This window comes from Kitasatospora arboriphila (assembly GCF_039528095.1).
Classification (GTDB): Bacteria; Actinomycetota; Actinomycetes; order Streptomycetales; family Streptomycetaceae; genus Kitasatospora; species Kitasatospora arboriphila.
Map to the genome: position 1 here is coordinate 20,517 of NZ_BAAALD010000057.1, position 22,635 is coordinate 43,151.

Below are 22,635 nucleotides of genomic sequence, written 5' to 3' on the forward strand. Positions count from 1 at the left end.
AGTGGCGGGGAGGGGGTGGTCAGATGCGCTCGATCACGGTGGCGACACCCATGCCGCCGCCCACGCAGAGGGTGGCCAGGCCGTAGCGGAGGTCGCGGCGCTCCAGTTCGTCGACGAGGGTGCCGATGAGCATGGCGCCGGTGGCTCCGAGCGGGTGGCCGAGGGCGATGGCGCCGCCGTTGACGTTGACCTTCTCGTGGCCGAAGCCGAGTTCGCGCATGAAGCGCAGGGCGACGGCGGCGAAGGCCTCGTTGATCTCGACCAGGTCGATGTCGTCCGCGGTGAGCCCGGCCTTGGCGAGGGCCTTGCGGGTGGCGGGGGCGGGGCCGGTGAGCATGATGGTGGGCTCGGAGCCGGAGACGGCGGCGGAGACGATCCGGGCGCGCGGGGTGAGTCCGTAGCGCTCGCCGATCTCGCGGGAGCCGATCGCGACCAGGGCGGCGCCGTCGACGATGCCGGAGGAGTTGCCGGCGTGGTGGACGTGGTCGATCTTCTCCACCCAGTGGTACTTCTGCAGGGCGACGGCGTCGAATCCGCCGGCCTCGCCGATGCCGGCGAAGGAGGGCTTGAGGCCGGCCAGCGTCTCGACGGTGGTGCCGGGGCGGATGAACTCGTCGCGGTCCAGCACGATCAGGCCGTTGCGGTCGCGGACGGGCACCACCGAGCGGTCGAAGTGGCCGTCGGCCTGGGCCTTGGCGGCACGGGCCTGCGACTCGGCGGCGAAGGCGTCCACGTCGGTGCGGCTGAGGCCCTCGACGGTGGCGATCAGGTCGGCGCCGATGCCCTGCGGGACGAAGCCCGTCTCGTACGCGGTCATCGGGTCCATCGCCCAGGCGCCGCCGTCGGAGCCCATCTTGACCCGGGACATCGACTCGACGCCGCCTGCCAGGATGAGGTCCTCCCAGCCCGAACGGACCTTGGCGGCGGCCAGGTTGACGGCCTCCAGGCCGGAGGCGCAGAAGCGGTTCTCCTGGACTCCGGCGACGGTGTCGGGCAGGCCGGCCGCGATGGCGGCGATCCGGGCGATGTCGGAGCCCTGGTCGCCGATCGGGCTGACCACGCCGAGCACGATGTCGTCGATCGCGGCCGGGTCCAGGGTCGGGAAGCGGGCCTGGAGCTCGTGGATCAGGCCGACCACCAGGTCGATCGGCTTGGTGCCGTGCAGGGAGCCGTTGGCCTTGCCGCGCCCGCGCGGGGTGCGGATCGCGTCGTAGACGAACGCTTCAGTGGTCACGGTGAGTGCCTTTCGGGGGTAGGTGACCGGGCGGTCAGCCGAGGAGGGAGCGGCCGATGATCTCTTTCATGATCTCGGTGGTGCCGCCGTAGATCGTCTGGATGCGGCCGTCGGTGAACGCCTTCGCCACCGGGTATTCCGTCATGTAGCCGTAGCCGCCGTGCAGTTGCAGGCAGCGGTCGGCGGTGCGCTTCTGCAGTTCGGTGGCCCACCACTTCGCCATCGAGGCGTCGACCGGGGTGAGCGCGTACCGGTTGTGCTCGGTGATGCAGCGGTCGACGAAGGTCCGGGTGACGGCGCACTCGGTGGCGAGTTCGGCGACCTCGAAGCGGACGTGCTGCAGCTTGGCGAGCGGCTTGCCGAAGGCGGTCCGCTGCTGGACGTAGCGGGTGGTCAGCTCCAGCAGGTGCTCGGCGCCGGCGATCGCGGAGACCGCGATGGTCAGGCGCTCCTGTGCGAGGTTCTGCATCAGGTGGACGAAGCCCCCGTTGAGCTCGCCGAGCAGGTTCTCCTTGGGGACGCGGACGTCGTCGAAGAACAGCTCGGCGGTGTCCTGGGACTTCTGGCCGATCTTGTCGAGGTTGCGGCCGCGCCGGAAGCCCGGCATGCCGCGCTCGACGACCAGCAGGCTCAGTCCGTGCGCGCCGCCCTCGGGGGTGGTGCGGGCCACCACGATCACCAGGTCGGAGATGATCCCGTTGGAGATGAAGGTCTTGCTGCCGTTGAGGAGGTAGTGGTCGCCCCGGTCGACGGCGGTGGTGCGGATGCCCTGCAGGTCGGAGCCGGCACCGGGCTCGGTCATCGCGATCGCGGTGACGATGTCGCCGCTGCAGAAGCCGGGCAGCCAGCGGCCCTTCTGCTCCTCGGTCGCCAGCGAGGTCAGGTACGGGCCGATGATGTCGTTGTGCAGGCCGAGCGCCAGCCCGCTCACCCCGGCCCGGGTGAACTCCTCGGCGAGGACGGCCGGGAAGCGGAAGTCGGGGGTGCCGCCGCCGCCGTACTCCTCGGGGACGGCGAGGCCGAGCAGCCCGTGCCGGCCGGCGGCGAGCCAGGCCTCCCGGTCGACGATGCCGGCCTGCTCCCAGCGCTCCTGGTGCGGCAGCACCTCCTTGGCGAGGAACGCCCGGACGGTCTCCCGGAAGGCCTCGTGCTCCTCGGTGTAGATCTCGCGCTGCACCTGCTGCTCCTCAGTGGTGTGGACGGTCGGTGCGGGACTGCGGCGGCTGCGGGGGCCGCTGCTGCGGTCGTTCCTGCGGCTGCCCGTCCGGGCGGCCGGCGAGGGCGGGGACGTCCCAGTCGCGGGCGACCTCCGCGGTGTGCGCGCCCGGCAGGGCGGGCGGGCGGCGCAGCGCGCCGGGGGTGGCGGAGAACCGGGGGGCCGGGGCCGGCTGGACGACGCCGTCCTGCTCGGCGTAGGTGCCGCGGGCCTTGAGCTGGGGGTGGTCGGCGGCCTCGTCGAGGGTGAGGACGGGGGCGGTGCAGGCGTCGGTGCCCTCGAAGACGGCCGTCCAGTCGGCCCGGGTGCGGGTGGCGAAGCGGTCCGCGATCAGGGTGCGCAGTTCGGGCCAGCGGGCGAGGTCGTGCTGCCCGGGGGCGTCCGCGCCGAGGCCGAGCAGCCGGGCGAACTCGGCGTAGAACTGCGGCTCCAGCGCGCCGACGGCCATGTGCCCGCCGTCGGCGGTGCGGTAGAGCGCGTAGTAGGGGGCGCCGCCGTCGAGCAGGTTGGCGCCGCGGGTGTCGTGCCAGTGACCGGCCGCCTTGAGGCCCCAGAGCATGCTGGTGAGGTGGGCGGAGCCGTCGACGATGGCGGCGTCGACGACCTGGCCGGTGCCGGTGGTGCGGGCGTGGTGCAGGGCGGCGAGCAGGCCGACGGCCAGGTAGAGCGAGCCGCCGGCGTAGTCGCCGAGCAGGTTGGCGGGGACGCCGGGCGGCCCGCCGGGTTCGCCGGCGACCAGGCCGAGCACGCCGGCGGTGGCGATGTAGCCGATGTCGTGGCCGGCCCGGTCGGCGAGCGGGCCGTCCTGGCCCCAGCCGGTCATCCGGCCGTAGACGAGGGCGGGGTTGCGGGCGAGGCAGCGGGCGGGGCCGACGCCGAGGCGTTCGGCGACGCCGGGGCGGTAGCCCTCGATCAGCAGGTCGGCGCGGGCGACGAGGTCGAGCACGGCGGCGGGGCCGTCCGGTGCCTTGAGGTCGACCAGGACGGAGCGCTTGTTGCGGTTGGTGAGGTCGAGGGCGGGCGCGGGGCCGAGCGGAGGCGGGCCGGGGCGGTCGACGCGCACCACGTCGGCGCCGAGGTCGGCGAGCAGCATGGCGGCGAACGGGCCGGGCCCGAGGCCGGCGAGTTCGACCACGCGGACGCCGGCCAGCGGGCCGTGGGCGGCGGGGCCGACGGGTTCGGTCACGGCCGTTCTCCCTTGTTTGACAGTTCAGCTGTCACAGTCGCGATGATAGACATGTGACCCGCCGGTAACAAGGGTCCGCCCCCACCCGGCCCGCTGCGCCCGCGCCACGCTTGCACGGCTCGCCCGGCAGGCGGATTCTGGGGCTGACGACCGCCGTCCGAGAAGGTGATCCGCATGCACAACCACTGGATCGTCGACCTGAACTTCGAGGAGGACGAGAGCCGGACGAGCTGCACCGCCTCGCTCAGCGGGTTCAGCGCGCCCGGCGTGCGCGGCATCGGCATCGCCCGCCGCAACCCCGACGACTCCCCCGACTCCACGATCGGCGAGGAGCTCGCCGCGGCGCGCGCCTGCTCCAACCTCGCGCACCAGCTCATCGACAAGGCCGCCGCCGGCATCGAGACCCGCACCCACGAGTCCACCCGGCTGACCTTCTGACCCGCTCGCCGGCTCCGGAGGCCGGCGGCCACCCCACGGGTCCGGCGCAACCGCGCCGGACCCGTTGACGTGCCCGCGCCCCACCCGTAGCGTCGGCACCAACCCTCGGAGGCACCACCGACCCCTCCGGGCACTCTGCGTGTCGCAGTACCCCGGGTACACACTTCACGCAGAAGGGACGCCCCCGTGGCCTCCACTCCGCGCCGCAGCAGCCTGGTCGCGATCCTCGCCGCCCTGCTGGCCGCCGTGCTCCTCCCGTTGTCCACGCTCAGCGCCCACGGCGCCGACACCCCGTTGCGGACCCTCGCATCGGCGGACGGCCGCCAGATCGGCGTCGCCGTCGCGGACAACCGCCTCACCGGCTCCACCGCCTACAGCTCGCTCGTGTCGGGGCAGTTCAACTCCGTCACGGCCGAGAACGCGATGAAGTGGGACGCCGTCGAACCGAGCCAGGGCAACCTCAACTGGGCCGCCGCCGACCGGCTGGTCGCCTTCGCCCGGGCGAACGGCCAGGTCGTCCGCGGCCACACCCTCGCCTGGCACAGCCAGGTACCCGGCTGGATCACCAACGGCGGCTTCGGTGCCGCCCAGTTGCGCACCCTGCTGCAGCAGCACATCGCCACCGAGGCCGGCCGCTACGCCGGGAAGGTCTACGCCTGGGACGTCGTCAACGAGGCCTTCAACGACAACGGCACCCGCCGCAGCAGCATCTGGCAGGACAACCTCGGCGACGGCTGGATCGCCGACTCGCTGACCTGGGCCCACCAGGCCGACCCGGCCGCCAAGCTGTACATCAACGACTACAGCATCGAGGGCGTCAACGCGAAGAGCACCGCGCTCTACGACCTCGTCAAGTCGCTGAAGCAGCAGGGCGTTCCGATCGACGGCATCGGCTTCCAGGCGCACCTGGTCCTCGGCCAGGTGCCGTCCGACCTCAAGGCCAACCTGCAGCGCTTCGCCGACCTGGGCGTGGACGTCGCGATCACCGAGCTGGACGTCCGGATGCAGACGCCGTCCAACGCCACCACCCTCGCCTCGCAGGCCGAGGACTACCGCAAGGTGATCACCGCCTGCCGGGCCGTCGCCCGCTGCGTCGGCGTGACCGTCTGGGGCCTGGACGACGCCGACTCCTGGGTGCCGGGCGTCTTCTCCGGCTACGGCGCGGCCACCCTGTACGACGAGAACCTGCAGGCCAAGCCCGCCTGGGCGGCGGTGGCCGCGGCCTTCGGCGGCTCCACGGCCAGCCCGTCGCCGTCCGGTTCCGGCTCCGGCTCCCCGTCCTCGTCGGCCTCGCCCTCGCCGTCCGCCCCGCCCAGCTCCTCGCCGAGCTCCTCGCCGCTGCCGGGCGGCTGCACCGTCGCGTACCGGATCGCCAACCAGTGGACGGGCGGCTTCACCGCCGACGTCACCGTGACCAACAAGGGCACCTCGGCGATCGGCCCGTGGCAGGTCGGCTGGCAGTTCGGTGCCGGCCAGCAGGTCACCCAGGGCTGGAGCGCGGTGTTCACCCAGTCCGGATCGGCCGTGACCGCGGCCAACCCGTCCTGGGCGACCAGCCTCGCCCCCGGCGCGTCCTACGGGTTCGGCTTCAACGGCAGTTGGGGCACGAGCAACCCGGTGCCCGCCTCGTTCACCCTGAACGGGACGGTCTGCACCACCGCCTGATCCCCGCACGAACGGCGGGCCGGCTCCCCCTCGGGCGCCGGCCCGCTCCGCATCTCCGCAGGACAACCGCCGTGCGGGGACGCCGGCAGGCAGCTTCCACAGCTTCCCTACCGGCGGGTAGAGTGCGGCGACCGGCCCGCCTCCGACCCATCCGTCCGGCGTCGGGCCGCGTCCGCACTCCGACGAGAACTGGTGAACCCATGACAGTCCGGACCAAGCCCGCCCTCTGGTGGCGGCTGGCCATCGTGCTCTCGGCCGGCCTGGGGCTGGTCCTCAGCAACAGCTCGCTGGTGTACTTCACCCTCGAGAGCAACGTCATCGTGCTCGGCTACTTCATCTCCGCCGTGTACTGGATGGTCAAGCGCAACACCGTCGACGCGCCCGCGCCCCGGCTGCGCGGCGCCGCCACGCTGTACATCGTGATCACCGGCCTGGTCTCGCACATCCTGCTCCAGCACGGCGAGAGCCCGCTGCCCGGCCTGGTCTCCGGCCCCGACCGGCTGCAGCACTGGTCCAGCTTCTTCCTGCACTACACGACGCCGCTGATGGTCGTCGCCGACTGGCTGCTGCTGAAGCCCCGCAACGCCTCCCGCTGGAAGGACATCCCGCTCTGGCTGGCCTTCCCGCTCGGCTACGCGCTGGTCACCGAGGCCCGGGCGATCCTCTTCCCGTCCTTCCCGCTGAAGTACCCCTACTTCTTCCTCGACCCCACCACCGACGGCTACGGCTGGGTGGCCGGCCAGATCGGCCAGCTGACCGTCGAGTTCGTCGTCCTCGCGGTCGTCGTGGTCGGCCTCGACCGGCTCGGCACCAAGCTCGTCGGCGGCCGCGCCCCCGCCCCGACGGCCGAGGCGGCCGGGGCGCCCGCCGAGGGCTGACCGCCGAGGGCCGGCCCGGCAGCGCCGCCGGCCACCGAGAGCCCGCCGGGGAGGGACGACCGCAGGGGGTCGGCCCTCCCCGGCGCCTTTTCCGGCCCGGGACGGCCTACAGCGGATCGACCGTGCGCAGGCTGCCGCCGTCCAGCTCCAGCCAGCGGGTGATGCCGATCGACCGCAGGAACGGCACGTCGTGGCTGACCACCACCAGCGCACCCCGGTAGCCGGACAGCGCCTGGGTGAGCTGGCGGACGCTCGCCAGGTCCAGGTTGTTGGTCGGCTCGTCCAGCAGCAGCAGCTGCGGCGGCGGCTCGGAGAGCAGCAGCGCGGCCAGCGTCGCCCGGAACCGCTCCCCGCCGGACAGCGTGCCGGCCGGCCGGTCGGCCCGCTCGCCGCGGAACAGGAACCGGGCCAGCCGCGCCCGGATCGCGTTGTTCCCCGCCGAAGGGGCGAACTGCCGCACGTTGCCGACCACGCTCAGCTCGTCGTCCAGCAGGTCGAGCCGCTGCGGGAGGTACCGCATCGGCACCGGCGTGCCCACCTCGCCCGCCGCCGGGGCGAGTTCGCCCGCGACGGTGCGCAGCAGGGTGGTCTTGCCGGAGCCGTTCCGCCCGACCAGGGCCACCCGCTCCGGGCCGCGCAGCTCCAGGTCGATCGGTGCGGCACCGACCGGCCCGTGCGCCGGACGCACCCGGTCGAGCAGGAGCACCGTCCGGCCCGCCGGGACGGCCGTGTGCGGCAGGTCGATCCGGATCTCCGCGTCGTCGCGGACGGCCTCCTCCGCCGCGGTCAGCCGCTCCTTCGCATCGGCCAGCCGCTCGGCGTGCATGCCGCGCAGCCGCCCGGAGGTCTCCTCCGCCCGGCGCTTGAACGCCCCCGCGAGGATCTTCGGGTCGTTGCGCTGGATGGACTTCGCCTTCCCGTACGCGGCACTGCGCTCCAGCCGGGCACGGGCCTCGATCAGGTCGCGCTTCTGCCGCTGCACGTCGGCCGCGGCATTGCGCACCAGCCGCTCCGCGGTCTCCTGCTCGGCGGCCAGCGTCCGCTCGTAGTCCGCGAAGTTGCCGCCGTACCAGGTCACCGAGCCGTCCCTGAGGTCGGCGATCTGGTCGACGTGCTGCAGCAGTTCGCGGTCGTGGCTGACGATCACCATGACCCCGCGCCAGGCGGCCACCGCCTCGTACAGCCGCGCACGGGCGGACCGGTCGAGGTTGTTGGTGGGCTCGTCCAGCAGCAGGACGTCCGGGCGGCGCAGCAGCAGCGCCGCGAGGTGCAGCAGCACGCCCTCGCCGCCGGAGAGTTCACCGGTGGTGCGGTCCAGGTCGAGCCGGCCGAGGCCCAGCCGGCCCAGGGTCTCCCGGGCGCGCTCCTCGACGTCCCAGTCGTCGCCGACCGCGGTGAAGTGCCGCTCGTCGGTGTCGCCGGACTCGATGGCGTGCAGGGCCTCGCGGGCCGCCCGGATGCCGAGCGCCTCGTCGACCCGCTCGTCCTGCCGCAGGGTGAGGCCCTGCGGCAGGTAGCCGAGCTCGCCGCCGACCCGGACGGTGCCCGAGGTCGGCGTCAACTCCCCGGCGATCAGCCGGAGAAGAGTGGACTTGCCGGCGCCGTTGAGGCCGATCAGACCGGTGCGGCCCGGGCCGACGGCGAGGTGGAAGCCCTCCAGGACGGGGGCACCGTCGGGCCACTCGAAGGACAGGTCCGAGCAGAGGACGGACGTGGTGGGTTGAGCCATGGATGGCCTCCTGCGGTTGCTACGGATGAGAGAGGGAGCAACACGGGAGACACCGCGGGAGCGGCAGGACGGCACAGGGGAGCGGCACGGGCACCACGCAGGGGCCGGCTCTCGTCCGAGGTCGCACGCTCACGCGCTCCACCGCCGACGATCGGTCGGGCGGGAGCTGTCGAGCGGTGTCTCGTGACCTCAGAAGAGCAAGGGCCTTCTCCAGACATGCGGGGCTGTCGTGCGAACACCCACCACCGTACGGACCGCTCCCCCGCGGAGCAACGGATTTAACCGGTGGCCGGCCCGGTGACCGTGGGGCTTGAGTCTCCGGTAGGGGGAGACGTGAAGGTAGGGGCATGAACGGCGAGACGCTCTATTCGATCGGTGATCTGGCTCGGAGGACGGGTCTGACGGTGAAAGCCATCCGGTTCTACGCGGACACCGGGATCGTGCCACCGACCGACCGCACTCCGGCCGGGTACCGCCAGTACGGTGCCGATGCCGTCGCACGCCTCGAACTCGTACGCACTCTGCGCGAGTTGGGAATCGACCTGGCAACCATTCGCAAGGTCATGGACCGGGAGGTCTCGCTGAAGGACGTCGCGGCGACGCACGCCGAGGCACTGGACGTGCAGATCCGCGTCCTGCGGCAGCGCCGCGCCGTGCTGACCGCGGTGGCCAGGCGCGGCTCGACGCCCCGGGAGACGGACCTCATGCACAAGCTGGCACGCCTGTCGGAAGCCGAACGGCATGGTCTGATCGACGACTTCCTCGGTTCCGTGTTCGACGGCTTGCGTGATCACCCCGCGTTCGCGGCGGTCGCGCGCTCATTGACACCCGAACTGCCCGGCGACCCCGAGCCCGAGCAGATCGAGGCGTGGGTGGAGCTGGCCGAACTGCTCCAGGACCACGATTTCCGCACCACGCTGCACGGCATGGCCCAGGACCTGGCGGCCGACCGGGCCCCGGACGACGCCGCAGGACTGCCCCGGATCCTCGCCGATGCCGTCCGGGTTCAGGTGGCACCGGCTCTCGAGGCCGGGGTCGAGCCGGACTCGCCTGCTGCGGAGCCGATCGTGGCCGCACTCGCGGCCCACTACGCGCGCATCCTCGGCTGCTCGGCCTCGCACGATCCCCGCACCCTCTACCGGCGCCTCGCCGCCCGGCTGGAGCAGATGAACGACCCGCGCCGGGACCACTACCTGTCGTTGCTGGCCGTCGTCAACGGCTGGCCGGCACCCGGGAGCCTGGCGCCCGTGCTCACCTGGTCCACTGCGGCGTTCCGCACCCGGGTACCGCAGCGATGAGCCGATCACCTGCCACGCCCGACGCCGCACGACCGGAGCACCCGACCCCGTATCGGTTCCTTGCCGACTACCGGAGCCTGCTCGACGTACCCGGCTTCTGGCGCATGGCCGTCATCGGCATGACGTCGAAGCTCGCCGCAAGCATGACGGGCCTGAGCCTGCTGCTCCTGGTCAGCGGCCCCCGTTCGTACGGGACCGCCGGACTGGCGGTGAGCTGCTCCGCCCTCGGTCAGGGGCTGAGCGCACCGTTGCGCGGACGCCTCGTCGACCGCCTTCCGATCCGCCCGGTCCTCCTCGGCTGCCTTGCGGCCCATCTCGCCGCCACCATCGCCGTGATCCTGGCGGTGCGGAACGCCGCCGGCACCGTGCTGGTCTGTTCACTGGCCGCAGCCGTCGGCGCGAGTGCCCCACCCGTCGCGGTCATGATGCGTTCCGTCTGGCACAGCGTCACCACCGGCACGACCCTGAGGACGGCGATGGCGCTCGACGCCTCCATGACGGGTGCCGCGCTGATCATCGGCCCGGTGCTCGCCGGCTGGCTCGGCCTGTCGCTGTCGCCCCTCCTGCCGTACGCGGCCATCACGACGTTGACGGTCACCGGCGTCATCCTGGTGGTGGTCAACTCCTCTGCCGTGGTCGTGCCTCCGGCCGCGGCCGGGCACCTGCGGGGCCTCTGGGCGTCGCCGGCGTTGCGCCGCCTGCTGGCCGCCGAAGCCCTGTTCGTGACGGCGGTGACGGCCCTGGACGTGGTGCTGCCGATCCACGCCCGCCAGGAGAACGCGGCCGGGCTGGCCGGCCTGTACCTGGGCGGCCTTGCGGTCGGCAGCGTCGTGGGGAGCTTCGCCCTGGGTACGGCGACGAACCGGCTGTCGCCCGGCCTGGCGCTGCCCGTCCTGCTCGGCGTGTTCGCCCTCGGATGCGCCGCTCTGGCCGTGGCCGCAGGGCTCTCCCCGACGGCGGTCCTCCTGGTGTGCCCGGTCGCCGGCCTGGTCATCGGGTCGCTCTTCGCCCTTCTGCGCACCACCGGAGGTGATCTGGCCCCGGCCGGGCAGGTCACCGAGACCATGTCCTGGCTCAGTACCGTCGACCTGGCCGGCGGTGCCGCAGGGGCAGCCGTGTTCGCGCACCTCGCCGATGCGGAAGGAAGCCGGACGGCACTCGTGCTCGTCCCCGTGGTGGCCGCGACGGCTGCTGTGGCCGGCCGGCGGGTCCGGACACACCCCTGCCGGTAGAACCGTTTCCGTACGGTTCTGCGTCTCCTGGGGTGTGGGCAGGTCTGCAGACAGTGCCTGCCCGGTCCCGGACGGGGGACGTCATGATTCGATTCGGCAAGCGCACCCTGGCCCTCGGTTCCGCCGCCGCCCTGCTCGCCGCGGGCGGGGCGGTCGCCGCCGCGCAGAGCGTCCAGGCCGCACCCGCGACCCCGACCTGTCAGGCCGGCGACCTGTACCTGGCCGTCGGCAGCCCGCAGGGCGCCGCGGGGTCCTTCCTCTACCCGGTGGAGTTCACCAACACCTCCACCCACTCCTGTGCGCTGCGCGGTTACCCCGGTGTCAGCGTGCTCACGACCGGCCACGCCATGATCGGTGCGCCGGCCACCCACAACGGTGTCCCGGTGAGCACGGTGGTGCTCGCGCCGGCCCGCACCGCGGTGGCGACGATCCGCACCAACGACCCGGGTGTCGTCCCGAGCTGCCGGACGACCTCGACCTACCTCGGGGTGTACCCGCCGGCCAGCACCCAGCAGATGCTGGTCCCGTACCACCTGCGGGTGTGCGGGCTCTTCGAGATCAGCCCGGTGCAGAGCTCCTGACCGCGGCGGTCACCGCCGCCCGGGCCGGGGCCACGGCCCGGGCGGCCTAGAATCGGCGCATCATGAGCGCCACTCTCGTAGTCAAGGACCTCGCTGCCGGCCACGGCGAGCGCACCCTCTTCGCCGGGCTCGACCTGGTCGTCGCGCCCGGCGACGTGATCGGCCTGGTCGGGGTGAACGGGGCGGGCAAGTCGACGCTGCTGCGCCTGCTGGCCGGCCTGGACACCCCGGAGGGCGGTGCGCTGCGGCTGAGCCCGCCGACCGCGAACGTCGGGCACCTGCCGCAGGAGCCGGAGCGCCGCCCCGGCGAGTCGGTCCGGGACTTCCTGGCCCGGCGGACGGGTGTGGCGGCCGCGCAGGCCGCCCTGGACGAGGCCACCGAGGGCCTGGTGGAGAGCCGTCCCGGCGCGGACGACGAGTACGCGGTGGCCCTGGACCGCTGGCTGGACCTCGGCGGCGCGGACCTGGAGGAGCGCGCCGAGGAGGTCGCCGACCAGCTCGGCCTGAAGGTCTCGCTGGACCTGCCGATGACGGCGCTCTCCGGCGGCCAGGCGGCCCGGGCCGGCCTGGCCTCGCTGCTGCTGTCGCGCTACGACGTCTTCCTGCTGGACGAGCCGACCAACGACCTCGACCTGGACGGCCTGGAGCGGCTGGAGTCCTTCGTGAAGGGGCTGCGCGCGGGCACGGTGCTGATCAGCCACGACCGCGAGTTCCTGGCCCGGACGGTGACCCGGGTGCTGGAGCTGGACCTGCACCAGCAGCAGGTCAACCTGTACGGCGGCGGCTACGAGGCGTACCTGGAGGAGCGGGCGGTGGCCCGCCGGCACGCCCGCGAGCAGTACGAGGACTACGCGGACACCAAGGCCTCGCTGGAGGCCCGCGCGCAGATGCAGCGCAACTGGATGGAGCACGGTGTCCGCAACGCCCGCCGCAAGGGCGGCGACAACGACAAGAAGGCGCGGGCGACCCGCGCGGAGTCGACGGAGAAGCAGGCCTCGAAGGCCCGGCAGACGCAGCGCATGATCGAGCGGCTGGACGTGGTCGAGGAGCCGCGCAAGGAGTGGGAGCTGCGGATGGAGATCGCCACCGCGCCGCGCTCCGGCGCCGTGGTGGCCACCCTGCGCGGTGCGACCGCGCGGCGCGGCGACTTCTCCTTCGGGCCGGTGGACCTGCAGATCGACTGGGCGGACCGGGTGGCGATCACCGGGGCGAACGGCGCGGGCAAGTCCACGCTGCTGGCCGCCCTGCTGGGCCGGCTCGACCTGGACGGCGGCAGTGCCGCGCTGGGTTCGGGCGTGGTGGTCGGCGAGGTCGACCAGGCCCGTGGGCTGTTCCTCGGGGACGAGCCGCTGTCGGACGCGTTCGCGGCGGCGGTGCCGGAGCTCACCGACGAGGAGGTGCGCACGCTGCTGGCCAAGTTCGGGCTGAAGGCGGTGCACGTGCTGCGTCCGGCGGGCACCCTGTCGCCGGGCGAGCGGACCAGGGCGGCGCTGGCGCTGCTGCAGGCCCGCGGGGTGAACCTGCTGGTGCTGGACGAGCCGACCAACCACCTGGACCTGCCGGCGATCGAGCAGTTGGAATCGGCACTGGCCTCGTACACCGGGACGCTGCTGCTGGTGACGCACGACCGCCGGATGCTGGAGGCGGTCACGGTGAACCGGCGGCTGGTGGTCGAGGGCGGCCGGGTCCGCGAGCTCTGACGGCACGGGCCGCGCCGGCAGGAGGTCTGTACCACCGGGCGGCCGTGTGCTCTGCTGGCAGGCATGGTTGACGAATCATCAGCACCGGGCGCGGTCCACCCGACCGTGCCGCTGGTCCCGATGGCGGTACCGGCCCACGAGGCCGCGGACCGCTGCAGGTCGTTCCACGACGTGATGGCGCAGCGGCGCACCGTCCGGGACTTCGCCGCCCGTCCGCTGCCGGACGGGGTGGTGGAGTGGGCGGTGCGCACCGCGTCGACGGCGCCGAGCGGGGCGCACGTCCAGCCGTGGCGCTTCGTGGTGGTCACCGATCCGGCGCGCAAGCGGCGGCTGCGGGAGGCCGCGGAGGCGGAGGAGCGCGAGTTCTACGCCCGCCGGGCCTCGCCGGAATGGCTGGCGGCGCTGGCCCCGCTGGGCACCGACTGGCGCAAGCCGTTCCTGGAGGACGCGCCGGCGGTGATCGTGGTCTTCGAGGTCCACAAGGGCCCGGACACGCCGCGGCCGTACTACACCAAGGAGTCGGTGGGGATCGCGGTCGGGCTGCTGCTCGCGGCACTGCACCAGGCCGGGCTGGCGACGCTGACGCACACGCCGAGCCCGATGCGCTTCCTGAACGAGGTGTGCGAGCGGCCCGCCGAGGAGCGGGCGGCGTACGTGATCCCGGTCGGCTACCCGGCGGAGGGCGCGCGGGTCCCGGACCTGCGACGCAAGGGGCTGGAGGAGGTCTTGGTGCGGATGTGACGCCAGTGGCGGGCGTCGGCCGGAAACCGGCGCCCGCCGGGTCCGGCGCGCCGGGAAAGCCGTTGAAGGCGCCGCTGGCCTGCGCCGATAATCCTTGTCATGAACCACACTGCCGACGTTCCTGACACCGGCCCGCGTCCGGTGTCCGCCGCCCGCCCGCCGGAGCTCCTGCCGCTGCCGCTCGGCGCGTCGCTCCGCCGCCGCCGGGTCGCGGACGCGGCCGCGCTCAACGAGGCCGTCCGCGCCAACCTGGAACACCTGCGCCCGTGGATGCCGTGGGCGAAGGCGGCGCCCAGCATGGAGCACAGCATCGAGATGTCCCGCGCCGGCGAGGAGGTCTGGGACGCGGGCACCGACTTCATGTACGTGCTCGCGCCGGACGCCGATCCGGGCGAGGTGATCGGCGCGTTCGGCCTGCACGGGCGGATCGGGCCGGGCGCCCTGGAGATCGGCTACTGGGTGGGCGTCGGGCACACCGGCCGCGGCCTGGCCACGGAGGGCGCACGGGCGCTCGCCGAGGCCGCACTGGCGCTGCCGGGCGTCGAGCGGGTGGAGATCCACTGCGACGAGGCGAACACCGCCAGCGCGGCCGTCCCGCGCAAGCTCGGCTTCCGGCTCGACCGCGTGGACGAGGCCCTGGTCACCGCCCCCTCCGAGACCGGCCGCAAGCTGATCTGGGTGATGGAGCACACCGCCTGAAGGGCACACCGCAAGGGGCGCGTGGGGGCGCCTCCCGGCGCCCCTGAGGTGCCTCAGGCCCGATCCTCAGTAGCGGTCGCCGACCGGGGCGGGCAGGGCGTCGAGTTCGGCGAGGTCCTCGACGGTGAGCCGGACCTCGGCCGAAGCGGCGTTGTCCGCCAGGTACTTCGGCGTCTTGGTGCCGGGGATCGGGATGACCAGCCGGCCCTGGGCGAGCACCCAGGCGAGCGCCACCTGGGCGGTCGTGGCGCCCGTCCGCCCGGCGATCTCCTTGACCTTCGCGACCAGCGCCAGGTTGGCCTCCAGCGCCTCGGCCTGGAACCGCGGCAGGGTGGCCCGCCAGTCGTCCGCCGGCAGGTCGCCCGCGGAGGAGAACCGGCCGGCGAGGAAGCCGCGGCCGAGCGGCGAGAACGGCAGGAAGGAGATGCCGTTGGCCTCGGTGTAGGGCAGCACCTCGGCGAGGGCGTCGCGCGTCCAGAGCGAGAGCTCGGACTGCACGGACGCCACCGGGTGGACGGCCTGGGCCCGCCGGATCTGTTCGACGGTGACCTCGGACAGGCCGATCTGCCGCACCTTACCGGCCGCGACGGCCTCGGCGAGCGCGCCCCAGGTCTCCTCGATCGGCACCTGCGGGTCGACGCGGTGCAGCTGGTAGAGGTCGACGTGGTGGGTGCCGAGCCGGCGGAGGCTGTCGTCGATCGCCTTCCGCACGTGCTCGGGGCGTCCGTCGTTGCCGACCCGCGCGCCGCCGGTGCCGGGCACCAGGCCGACCTTGGTGGCCAGCACGGCGCGCTCCCGGTACGGGCCGGCGAGTGCGCGGCCGACCAGTTCCTCGTTGTCGTACGGGCCGTAGATGTCGGCGGTGTCGATCAGGGTGACCCCGAGGTCCAGCGCGCCGCGGACGACCTCGACGGAGGTCTCGTCGTCACGGCCGCTGGGGTCGTAGGCCCAGGTCATGCCCATGCAGCCCAGGCCGACCACGCCGACCTCGGGGCCGCCGGTGCCGAGCACGGTGGTACGCATCTGTTCCTCCTGCGGTGGTGGTTCGGTGGTGATCCGGTCGCGGTGCAAGCCTGCCGGTTGGAGTGCACTCGAGGTCAAGCCGACACCCGACGGGCCGTCAGCCACGACGGCTCCGGCGGACCTTAAGCGTGCCGTAAACCTTGTCCGGGCGCCGCCGGGAGGGTTGACGCGCCCAGATGGTCTAGTCCATTTTGTGAGCGGCGCCGCCCCTCGACCCCCGGCCCCCGCCCCGCGCTCCCCCACGATCCGCGCGGGCGGCGGGCCACGTCCCGAAAGGCCCTCCCCCATGCCACGCGCGCTCCACCGCCACGCCGCCCGCCGCACGAGCCGCATCGCCGCCGCCGCCTGCGCGGCCGCCCTCGCCGCCGGCGGCCTGACCGTCCTCGCCTCCGGCGCCGACGCGGCCGCCGCCAACCTGCTCGCCAACCCCGGCCTGGAGAGCGGTTCGGCGAGCCCCTGGACCTGCTCCGCCGGTACCGGCTCGGTGGTCAACACCGGTGCGCACAGCGGCACCTACGCGCTGCGCGGGGCGGCCTCCAACAGCGACACCGCCCAGTGCACCCAGACGGTCTCCGTGCAGCCGAACACCACCTACAGCCTCTCCGCCTGGGTGCAGGGCCAGTACGTCTACCTCGGCGCCACCGGCAACGGCGTCACCGACCCGGCCACCTGGACGCCCGGCGGCAGCAACTGGCAGCAGCTGAGCACCTCGTTCACCACCGGCGCCGCCACCACCAGCGTCACGGTCTACCTGCACGGCTGGTACGGCCAGGGCGCCTACCTCGCCGACGACGTCGTCCTCTCCGGCCCCGGCGGCACCCCGACGCCGACGCCGACCGGCACCACCACGCCGACGCCCACCGCCACGCCCACCCCGACGCCCACCCCGACGCCGACGTCCACCCCGACCTCGACGCCGACCGGCCCCGCGGTGGCCGTCCCGGTCGCCCCGTACGTCGACATGGGCGCCTGGCCGACCCCGTCGCTGACCGCGATGGCGAGCGCCGGCAACCTGAAGTCCTTCACCCTGGCCTTCGTGACCTCGGTCGGCTGCAAGGCCAGCTGGTTCAACGCCTACGACCCGCGCACCGGCTGGGGCAAGGACCAGATCGACGCGATCCGCGCGGCCGGCGGCGACGTCAAGGTCTCCTTCGGCGGCGCCTCCGGCACCGAACTCGCCCAGGCCTGCTCGACGGTGGACTCGCTCTTCGCCGAGTACGACGCCGTGGTCAAGGCCTACGGCCTCACCTACGTCGACTTCGACATCGAGGGCGCGGCCGTGCCCGACACCGCCGCCAACGCCCGCCGCGGCGCCGCCCTCGCCAAGCTGCAGCAGGCGCACCCGGGCCTGAAGGTCTCCTTCACCCTGCCGGTGCTGCCCGAGGGCCTCACCGCCGAGGGCGTCTCCGTGGTCCGCGCGGCCCGCGACGCCGGGGTGGCCGTCGACCTGGTGAACGTCATGGCGATGGACTACAACCGGCCCGCCACCGACTACGGCACCGACGCCGTGCAGGCCGCCCAGTCCACCCGCGACCAGCTCGCCGGCCTGTACCCGGCCAAGACGGACGCCCAGCTGTGGGCGATGACCGGCGTCACCCCGATGCTCGGCGAGAACGACGACCACGGCATCTACAACCAGGACGACGCACGGCAGTTGGTGGCCTTCGCCCAGCAGCACCACCTCGGCATGCTGTCCTTCTGGGAGACGGGCCGGGACGCCAACGCGTGCACCGGCGCGCTCTACAAGTGCACCAACATCAGCCAGAGCCCCTACGAGTTCTCCAAGATCTTCGCGCAGTACCGGGGCTGAGTCCGGCCCTCCCCACCCCCCTCCCGGGCCCGGCGGCCCCGGCGGAGCCTCCACGCCCCCCCCCCCCCCCCCACCCCCCCCCCCCCCCCCCGCCCCCCCCGCGTTCCACGGCCGTCCGACACCTGACGCCACCTCACATCCCTGGTGCATCATGGGCTGCGCTTTTCGATCACCGGCCGCACCACGACCCAGGGAGACCCTCGCGCATGCCGCTCGACCGCGCCCTTCCGCGCCGTGCCTGGCACCACCTCGAACCGCTGCACGCCGTCCTCTACTACGCCCCCGAGGCGTTCGCCGAGGCCGCGGCGCTCGGGTACGACACCGCCACCCGCTGGCCCAGCTACTTCGCCTGGCGGGCGGCCCCGTTCGGCGCCGCCAGTGCCGAACTCGCCACCGCGGTCTGCTACAGCTTCAGCCCCGCCGCGGTGGCCGAGCACGTGCCCGCAGCCTGGTCGGTGGCCACGCCCGAGGAGGTGCTCGCCGCCCGGCTGCGCGGGGTGGACGCCTTCTACCGCGGCCTGCTCCACGGAGCGGGCCTGCCCGACCTCGGCGAGGCCGCCGAACTCGCCCGCGCCGCCGCCGAGTCCGCCGTCACGGCGGGCCGCCCGCTGGCCGCCGCCAACGCCGCGCTCCGCTGGCCCGAGGAGCCGCACCTGGCGATCTGGCACGCCGCCACCGTGCTCCGCGAGCACCGCGGCGACGGCCACCTCACGGCCCTGCAGGCGGCGGGCCTGGACCCGTGCGAGTCCCTGGTCTCGCTCGCCGCCACCGGGGCGGTCGCCGTACCGGACTTCGCCGGCCGCGGCTGGACGGGCGAGGAGTGGGCGGCCGCCGCCGAACGGCTGGCCACCCGCGGCTGGGTGGACGCCGGGGGCCGTGCCACGGAGGCGGGGCTGGCCGGCCGCAACGAGGTGGAACGGCTCACGGACGAACTCGCCGCCGCCCCGTGGGAGGCCCTCGGTGCCGAGCGCACCGAGCGGCTGCTCGGCCTGCTCGGCCCGTTGTTCCTCACCGTCGTCCGGGCCGGGCTCTTCCCGGCCGGCGGCACGCTCGGCATCATGACCGTTCCCGCGCCCACCTGGTGACGGAGCGCGGGGCGCCGGGCCGGGCCGCCCGTGCGCGGGCCTCCGCCGCCGGTTATTCGATTCCGGGCTGACAGAGGTGCTCGCTAGGCTCCGAGCACCGCCGGGGCGGCCGGAGTGCCGGCGGCCCGGGCGGTGTTCCCGCGAGCCCCGCGACCGCCGCCGGGCCGCCGACCTAGCCCGAACGGAGGGGCCGTGCCAACGCTGACCACCGAGCTTTCCGAGGATGATCTCGCGGCCTGGGAACACACCGTGACGCGGCTGCGCCGGCTGCCCGCGGACCACCCCGTCCGGGTCCGGGCCGAGAAGACCGCCAGCGAGATGATCCGCGAGGGCCGCCGCCGGCGCCGCCAGCACGCCCTGGACGCCGCCCGGCTCTCCGACAGCGCGCTGGTCGCCCGCACCGCCACCGGCGCCCCCGACCGCCGCGAGGACGCCCCGCTGGCCCTGCCGGAGCGCACCGGGCCGATCGGCGACCTGGCCCGCTCCCACCACTGCTACGTCTGCAAGTCTTCGTATCGACAAATGGATGCGTTCTACCACCGGCTCTGCCCGGGCTGCGCCGCCGACAACACCGCCCGCCGCGCCCTGGGCACCGACCTGCGCGGGCGCCGCGTCCTGCTCACCGGCGGCCGGGTGAAGATCGGCTTCCAGCTCGCCCTGATGATGCTCCGCGACGGCGCCGACCTCACCGTCACCAGCCGCTTCCCCGGCGACACCCTGCGCCGCTTCCGCGCCGCCGCCGACAGCGCCGACTGGTTCGACCGGCTGCGGGTGGTCGGCATCGACCTGCGCGACCCGCGCCAGGTCCTCGGCCTCTGCGAGCAGCTCCACGCCGAGGGCCGGCCGCTGGACATCCTGGTCAACAACGCCGCGCAGACCATACGGCGGCCCCCGGAGGCGTACGCGCTGCTCACCGCCGGCGAGCAGGCCGCGCTGCCGGAGGGGGCCCGCGTGCTGCACGCCCCGGGCTTCAGCCCGATGCCCGCGCTCGCCCCGGCCTGGCCCACCGCCGAGCTGGAGTCCGCCGGCGGACCCGCCCGCCCGGGCCCGCTCCCGGCGATCCCGGCGCAGCGGGCCGACGAGGCCGGGCTGCTGCCGGACACCTCGGATCACAACTCCTGGTCGGCGAAGCTCGGTTCGCTGGACCCGGCGGAGCTGCTGGAGGTCCAGCTGGTCAACGCGGTCGCCCCGGCGCTGCTCTGCGACCGGCTGCTGCCGCTGCTGCTCGCCTCGCCGCACCGCAACCGCTACATCGTCAACGTCACCGCCGTGGAGGGCCGGTTCGCCGTCCGCAACAAGACGCCCGACCATCCGCACACCAACATGGCCAAGGCCGCGCTCAACATGCTGACCCGCACCAGTGCGGCGGAACTCGCCAAGCAGGGCGTCCACCTGTGCGCCGTCGACACCGGCTGGATCACCGACGAGACGCCCGCACCGGTCAAGGCCCGCAAGGCGGCCGCGGGCTTCCGCACCCCGCTGGACATCGTCGACGGCGCCGCCCGGATCTACGACCCGATCGTCCGCGGCGAGTCCGGCGCACCGGTGTCGGGCGTGTTCCTCAAGGACTACCGGGAGGCCGCCTGGTGACACGCCCGGGCAGGGGCCGGAACGGGGCGCCGACCGGCGGATGCGGGCGCCGACACCGGGTGCTGTCGGCCTCCGGCCCCGGTCCGTGCCATGATTCCCCCATGGCTTCGAACGTTTTCTTCGACATCACGATCAACGATGAGCCGGCCGGTCGCATCGTCTTCAAGCTGTACGACGATGTCGTCCCCAAGACCGCTCAGAACTTCCGCGAGCTCGCCACCGGCCAGAACGGCTTCGGTTACGAGGGCTCCGGCTTCCACCGCGTCATCCCGAACTTCATGCTGCAGGGTGGTGACTTCACCAACCACAACGGCACCGGTGGCAAGAGCATCTACGGCGCGAAGTTCGAGGACGAGAACTTCAAGCTGAAGCACGACCGCCCGGGCCTGCTCTCGATGGCGAACGCCGGCCGCAACACCAACGGCTCGCAGTTCTTCATCACCACCGTCGTCACCAGCTGGCTGGACGGCAAGCACGTCGTCTTCGGCGAGGTCGTCGAGGGCCTGGACATCGTCAAGCTCATCGAGTCCAAGGGCTCGGACAGCGGCCGCACCTCGGCCAAGATCACCATCGCCAAGTCCGGCATCGTCGAGTAAGGCCCACCGGGCCCCGCTCCGGCCCGCCGTTCGCCCCCGCCGCCTCGGCGCGGGCGTCCGGCGGGCCTTCGCACGTCCGGGCCCGTGCGCCCGCGCACGGTCCTTGAACGACGGCTCACCCTTCCGGTAGACGCGTGCCCGAACGCGCATCGGCGGGGCGGTCGGCGGACTAGGATCGATCAATGACGGACACCACGGACAGAGCAGGGGAACTCGCGGCCCTGGCGGCCCGGTTCCCGCACCTGCACGCCCCGCAGCGGTGGGCGTGGGGCGGTATCGACGCGCAGTTCTCGACGGAGCTCCCGCCGGACGAACTGATCACCAACATCCATCTGGTGGGCTTCACCGAAGGCGGGGTGGTGCTCTGCAGGGACGCCCGCGGGCACTGGTTCCTGCCGGGCGGCACCCGTGAGGCGGCCGAGACGGTGGAATCCTGCCTGGAGCGGGAGTTGCGCGAGGAGGCGGGGGCGCGGCTGCTCTCCCCGCCGGTCTGGATCGGCCACCACCACGCCGTCACCGACGCCCCGGAGCCGTACCGGCCGTGGCAGCCCCACCCCGAGAAGGCCTGGCTGTGGGGCTGGGCCGAGGTGGTGGTGGACTCCCTGCCGACCAACCCCGACGACGGCGAACAGGTCGTCGAGGTACGGGCGATGCCCGCCGAGGAGGCCCAGCGCCTGCTGGTGCGCGGCCGGGAGGCCTGGTGGGGCGAACTGGTGGCCCTCGCGGTGGAGTCCCGCGCGGCCCGCGGCTGACCGCGCCCCGCTCCCGGCCGCACCCCGGCCCGGGGCCGCCCCGGTGCCTCGGGCCGCCCCGGCCTCAGGACGGGTCGAGCGGGACGACCTGCCGCACGACGGGAACGAGGCAGCGCTGCGCGCTGCAGGCGCCGTAGCTGATCACGGCTCCGGCCGGGCCCGTGCCGGTGCCGCGGACCGGCACGGTGAGGGTCACCGGCCCGTCCGGGTAGACCGGCAGGGCGACGCCGAGGCCGGACGGGCTGACGGTCAGCAGCGGCCGGTCGGCCGTCGGCGCGCCGGCCGCGGCGAGCGAGCCGTTGAGCCCGAGCCTGGTGGGGATGCCGAGCCCGGAGACTCCCCCGTCGGGCAGGTCGACGCTGTAGAGGTGGAAGCCCGGCTCTTGCGGGGTGAAGGTGGCCCGCAGGAGCCGGGGCGACGCGCCGGCGGCGTCCAGCCGGAGTTCGACCGTGACGCCGCCGCCGGTGTAGCGGCCCGACGGCGCGGCCTCCGTCCGGCCCGGCCCGGCGCAGCCGAGCGGCAGCAGGAGCGCCGCGCCGAGGACGGCGGCGGACCGGACGCGGAGCGTCACTTCGCGGACCAGCGCTTGAGGAAGGCGGCGACCCCGGCGGCGTCCATCGAGCGGGCGTTGGAGAAGGAGCCGTCGTTGGTGGCGGTGCGGACGGTGCCGTCGGGGGCGAGCACGACCAGGGCGGGGATGCCGCTCCGCTGCAGGTCGACGTAGCGGGCGGCGAGGTCGAGGTTGTGGTCGAACTGGCCGACGTCGACGGCGACCACCCGGTAGTCGCCGTGGAGCAGCGGTGCGACCTGGCCGGCGCGGAACAGCTTGTCGAGGACGTGGCAGTCCGGGCACCAGTCCGCTCCGAAGTCGAGCAGCACCTGGCGGTGGTCGGTCGCGGAGAGGGCGAGCGCGGCCTTGATGTCGGCGGCGGCGTCGCGGGTCCCGTCGTAGCCGTCGGGGATCTCGGTGTCGGCCGGGGCAGCGGCGGGGGACGGGGTGGCGGGGGCGGCGGAGCCCGGCGTGGCGGCGGCCGGAGCCACCGCGACGGGCGCGGCGGACGGTTCGGCCTTCGATGCGCAGCCCGTGGTGACGGCGGCTGCGACGGCAAGAGCGGTGAGCAGGGCGCGGCGGCGGCCCATGGGTTTCCTCCCCGGCGATCATGGATGACCTGGGGAGGATAG

Annotated in this window: 21 protein-coding genes; 14 read left to right on the forward strand and 7 right to left on the reverse strand. The window is 73.8% G+C overall.

Annotation, left to right across the window (positions count from 1 at the left end; genetic code table 11):
• Positions 1–19 precede the first annotated feature (19 nt).
• The 3 genes from ABD353_RS25710 to ABD353_RS25720 are packed head-to-tail and all read right to left on the reverse strand — an operon-like array spanning position 20 to position 3,636.
• The gene (locus ABD353_RS25710; protein ID WP_344626042.1) at positions 20–1,234 is read right to left on the reverse strand and encodes an acetyl-CoA C-acetyltransferase; all 1,215 of its coding nucleotides are present in this window, start codon (positions 1,232–1,234) and stop codon (positions 20–22) included.
• A gap of 34 nt (positions 1,235–1,268) precedes the next feature.
• Positions 1,269–2,411, reverse strand: coding sequence for an acyl-CoA dehydrogenase family protein (locus tag ABD353_RS25715; RefSeq protein WP_344626043.1), 1,143 nt, complete (start codon positions 2,409–2,411; stop codon positions 1,269–1,271).
• Positions 2,412–2,421: 10 nt separating this feature from the next.
• A complete protein-coding gene (locus ABD353_RS25720) occupies positions 2,422–3,636 on the reverse strand; it encodes a CaiB/BaiF CoA transferase family protein (RefSeq protein WP_344626044.1) in 1,215 nt (404 codons plus the stop codon).
• A gap of 174 nt (positions 3,637–3,810) precedes the next feature.
• On the opposite strand from ABD353_RS25720, the gene ABD353_RS25725 reads away from it, so the two are divergent.
• The 3 genes from ABD353_RS25725 (at position 3,811) to ABD353_RS25735 (ending at position 6,617) form a co-directional block, all read left to right on the forward strand.
• Positions 3,811–4,074, forward strand: coding sequence for a DUF1876 domain-containing protein (locus tag ABD353_RS25725; protein ID WP_263106073.1), 264 nt, complete (start codon positions 3,811–3,813; stop codon positions 4,072–4,074).
• Positions 4,075–4,260: 186 nt separating this feature from the next.
• Positions 4,261–5,739: a glycoside hydrolase family 10 protein gene (locus ABD353_RS25730; protein WP_344626045.1), complete on the forward strand. Its 1,479-nt coding sequence runs from the start codon at positions 4,261–4,263 to the stop codon at positions 5,737–5,739.
• A gap of 200 nt (positions 5,740–5,939) precedes the next feature.
• Positions 5,940–6,617 (forward strand): Pr6Pr family membrane protein, encoded by a 678-nt coding sequence (locus ABD353_RS25735; protein WP_344626046.1) that lies wholly within the window; start codon positions 5,940–5,942, stop codon positions 6,615–6,617.
• Between the two features lie 106 nt (positions 6,618–6,723).
• Here ABD353_RS25735 and ABD353_RS25740 read toward each other — a convergent pair whose 3' ends face one another.
• A complete protein-coding gene (locus ABD353_RS25740; protein ID WP_344626047.1) occupies positions 6,724–8,346 on the reverse strand; it encodes an ABC-F family ATP-binding cassette domain-containing protein in 1,623 nt (540 codons plus the stop codon).
• 347 nt (positions 8,347–8,693) lie between these two features.
• Between ABD353_RS25740 and ABD353_RS25745 the strand changes: the two genes are divergently transcribed.
• From ABD353_RS25745 to ABD353_RS25770, 6 genes are all read left to right on the forward strand, one after another.
• Positions 8,694–9,644 carry a MerR family transcriptional regulator gene (locus ABD353_RS25745; RefSeq protein ID WP_344626048.1) on the forward strand — a complete coding sequence of 317 codons (951 nt, stop codon included), beginning with the start codon at positions 8,694–8,696 and terminating at the stop codon, positions 9,642–9,644.
• Positions 9,641–10,876, forward strand: a complete 1,236-nt coding sequence (locus tag ABD353_RS25750) for an MFS transporter (protein WP_344626049.1) — start codon at positions 9,641–9,643, stop codon at positions 10,874–10,876. The genes ABD353_RS25745 and ABD353_RS25750 overlap by 4 nt, the downstream gene beginning before the upstream one ends.
• Before the next feature lie 83 nt (positions 10,877–10,959).
• Positions 10,960–11,457, forward strand: a complete 498-nt coding sequence (locus ABD353_RS25755; RefSeq protein WP_344626050.1) for a DUF4232 domain-containing protein — start codon at positions 10,960–10,962, stop codon at positions 11,455–11,457.
• 62 nt (positions 11,458–11,519) lie between these two features.
• The gene (locus ABD353_RS25760) at positions 11,520–13,157 is read left to right on the forward strand and encodes an ABC-F family ATP-binding cassette domain-containing protein (RefSeq protein ID WP_344626051.1); all 1,638 of its coding nucleotides are present in this window, start codon (positions 11,520–11,522) and stop codon (positions 13,155–13,157) included.
• A 63-nt stretch (positions 13,158–13,220) separates the two neighbouring features.
• Positions 13,221–13,898: a nitroreductase family protein gene (locus ABD353_RS25765; protein WP_344626052.1), complete on the forward strand. Its 678-nt coding sequence runs from the start codon at positions 13,221–13,223 to the stop codon at positions 13,896–13,898.
• A 99-nt stretch (positions 13,899–13,997) separates the two neighbouring features.
• Positions 13,998–14,597, forward strand: a complete 600-nt coding sequence (locus tag ABD353_RS25770; RefSeq protein ID WP_344626053.1) for a GNAT family N-acetyltransferase — start codon at positions 13,998–14,000, stop codon at positions 14,595–14,597.
• Between the two features lie 66 nt (positions 14,598–14,663).
• Here the strand turns inward: ABD353_RS25770 and ABD353_RS25775 are convergent, their stop codons facing one another.
• Positions 14,664–15,620, reverse strand: a complete 957-nt coding sequence (locus tag ABD353_RS25775) for an aldo/keto reductase (RefSeq protein ID WP_344626054.1) — start codon at positions 15,618–15,620, stop codon at positions 14,664–14,666.
• A 286-nt stretch (positions 15,621–15,906) separates the two neighbouring features.
• On the opposite strand from ABD353_RS25775, the gene ABD353_RS25780 reads away from it, so the two are divergent.
• The 5 genes from ABD353_RS25780 to ABD353_RS25800 all read left to right on the forward strand — a co-directional run bounded on the left by ABD353_RS25780 (position 15,907) and on the right by ABD353_RS25800 (position 21,453).
• Positions 15,907–17,430: a carbohydrate binding domain-containing protein gene (locus ABD353_RS25780; RefSeq protein WP_344626055.1), complete on the forward strand. Its 1,524-nt coding sequence runs from the start codon at positions 15,907–15,909 to the stop codon at positions 17,428–17,430.
• 206 nt (positions 17,431–17,636) lie between these two features.
• Positions 17,637–18,515, forward strand: a complete 879-nt coding sequence (locus ABD353_RS25785) for an SCO6745 family protein (protein WP_344626056.1) — start codon at positions 17,637–17,639, stop codon at positions 18,513–18,515.
• 192 nt (positions 18,516–18,707) lie between these two features.
• The gene (locus ABD353_RS25790) at positions 18,708–20,105 is read left to right on the forward strand and encodes an SDR family oxidoreductase (protein ID WP_425555249.1); all 1,398 of its coding nucleotides are present in this window, start codon (positions 18,708–18,710) and stop codon (positions 20,103–20,105) included.
• Positions 20,106–20,206: 101 nt separating this feature from the next.
• Positions 20,207–20,701: a peptidylprolyl isomerase gene (locus ABD353_RS25795; protein WP_344626057.1), complete on the forward strand. Its 495-nt coding sequence runs from the start codon at positions 20,207–20,209 to the stop codon at positions 20,699–20,701.
• A 182-nt stretch (positions 20,702–20,883) separates the two neighbouring features.
• A complete protein-coding gene (locus ABD353_RS25800) occupies positions 20,884–21,453 on the forward strand; it encodes an NUDIX hydrolase (protein WP_344626058.1) in 570 nt (189 codons plus the stop codon).
• Positions 21,454–21,517: 64 nt separating this feature from the next.
• On the opposite strand, the gene ABD353_RS25805 is transcribed toward ABD353_RS25800, so the two are convergent.
• Positions 21,518–22,024: a hypothetical protein gene (locus ABD353_RS25805; RefSeq protein ID WP_344626059.1), complete on the reverse strand. Its 507-nt coding sequence runs from the start codon at positions 22,022–22,024 to the stop codon at positions 21,518–21,520.
• Positions 22,021–22,593 carry a thioredoxin family protein gene (locus tag ABD353_RS25810; protein WP_344626060.1) on the reverse strand — a complete coding sequence of 191 codons (573 nt, stop codon included), beginning with the start codon at positions 22,591–22,593 and terminating at the stop codon, positions 22,021–22,023. Before ABD353_RS25810 ends, ABD353_RS25805 begins: the two co-directional genes overlap by 4 nt.
• Between the last annotated feature and the right edge of the window lie 42 nt (positions 22,594–22,635).

Coding starts and splice junctions, on each gene's coding strand:
- ABD353_RS25750 (WP_344626049.1), top strand. CDS start 9,641: ATGAGCCGATCACCTGCCACGCCCGACGCCGCACGACCGGAGCACCCG.
- ABD353_RS25745 (WP_344626048.1), top strand. CDS start 8,694: ATGAACGGCGAGACGCTCTATTCGATCGGTGATCTGGCTCGGAGGACG.
- ABD353_RS25795 (WP_344626057.1), top strand. CDS start 20,207: ATGGCTTCGAACGTTTTCTTCGACATCACGATCAACGATGAGCCGGCC.
- ABD353_RS25760 (WP_344626051.1), top strand. CDS start 11,520: ATGAGCGCCACTCTCGTAGTCAAGGACCTCGCTGCCGGCCACGGCGAG.
- ABD353_RS25810 (WP_344626060.1), bottom strand. CDS start 22,593: ATGGGCCGCCGCCGCGCCCTGCTCACCGCTCTTGCCGTCGCAGCCGCC.
- ABD353_RS25785 (WP_344626056.1), top strand. CDS start 17,637: ATGCCGCTCGACCGCGCCCTTCCGCGCCGTGCCTGGCACCACCTCGAA.
- ABD353_RS25755 (WP_344626050.1), top strand. CDS start 10,960: ATGATTCGATTCGGCAAGCGCACCCTGGCCCTCGGTTCCGCCGCCGCC.
- ABD353_RS25735 (WP_344626046.1), top strand. CDS start 5,940: ATGACAGTCCGGACCAAGCCCGCCCTCTGGTGGCGGCTGGCCATCGTG.
- ABD353_RS25775 (WP_344626054.1), bottom strand. CDS start 15,620: ATGCGTACCACCGTGCTCGGCACCGGCGGCCCCGAGGTCGGCGTGGTC.
- ABD353_RS25800 (WP_344626058.1), top strand. CDS start 20,884: ATGACGGACACCACGGACAGAGCAGGGGAACTCGCGGCCCTGGCGGCC.
- ABD353_RS25740 (WP_344626047.1), bottom strand. CDS start 8,346: ATGGCTCAACCCACCACGTCCGTCCTCTGCTCGGACCTGTCCTTCGAG.
- ABD353_RS25770 (WP_344626053.1), top strand. CDS start 13,998: ATGAACCACACTGCCGACGTTCCTGACACCGGCCCGCGTCCGGTGTCC.
- ABD353_RS25725 (WP_263106073.1), top strand. CDS start 3,811: ATGCACAACCACTGGATCGTCGACCTGAACTTCGAGGAGGACGAGAGC.
- ABD353_RS25765 (WP_344626052.1), top strand. CDS start 13,221: ATGGTTGACGAATCATCAGCACCGGGCGCGGTCCACCCGACCGTGCCG.
- ABD353_RS25780 (WP_344626055.1), top strand. CDS start 15,907: ATGCCACGCGCGCTCCACCGCCACGCCGCCCGCCGCACGAGCCGCATC.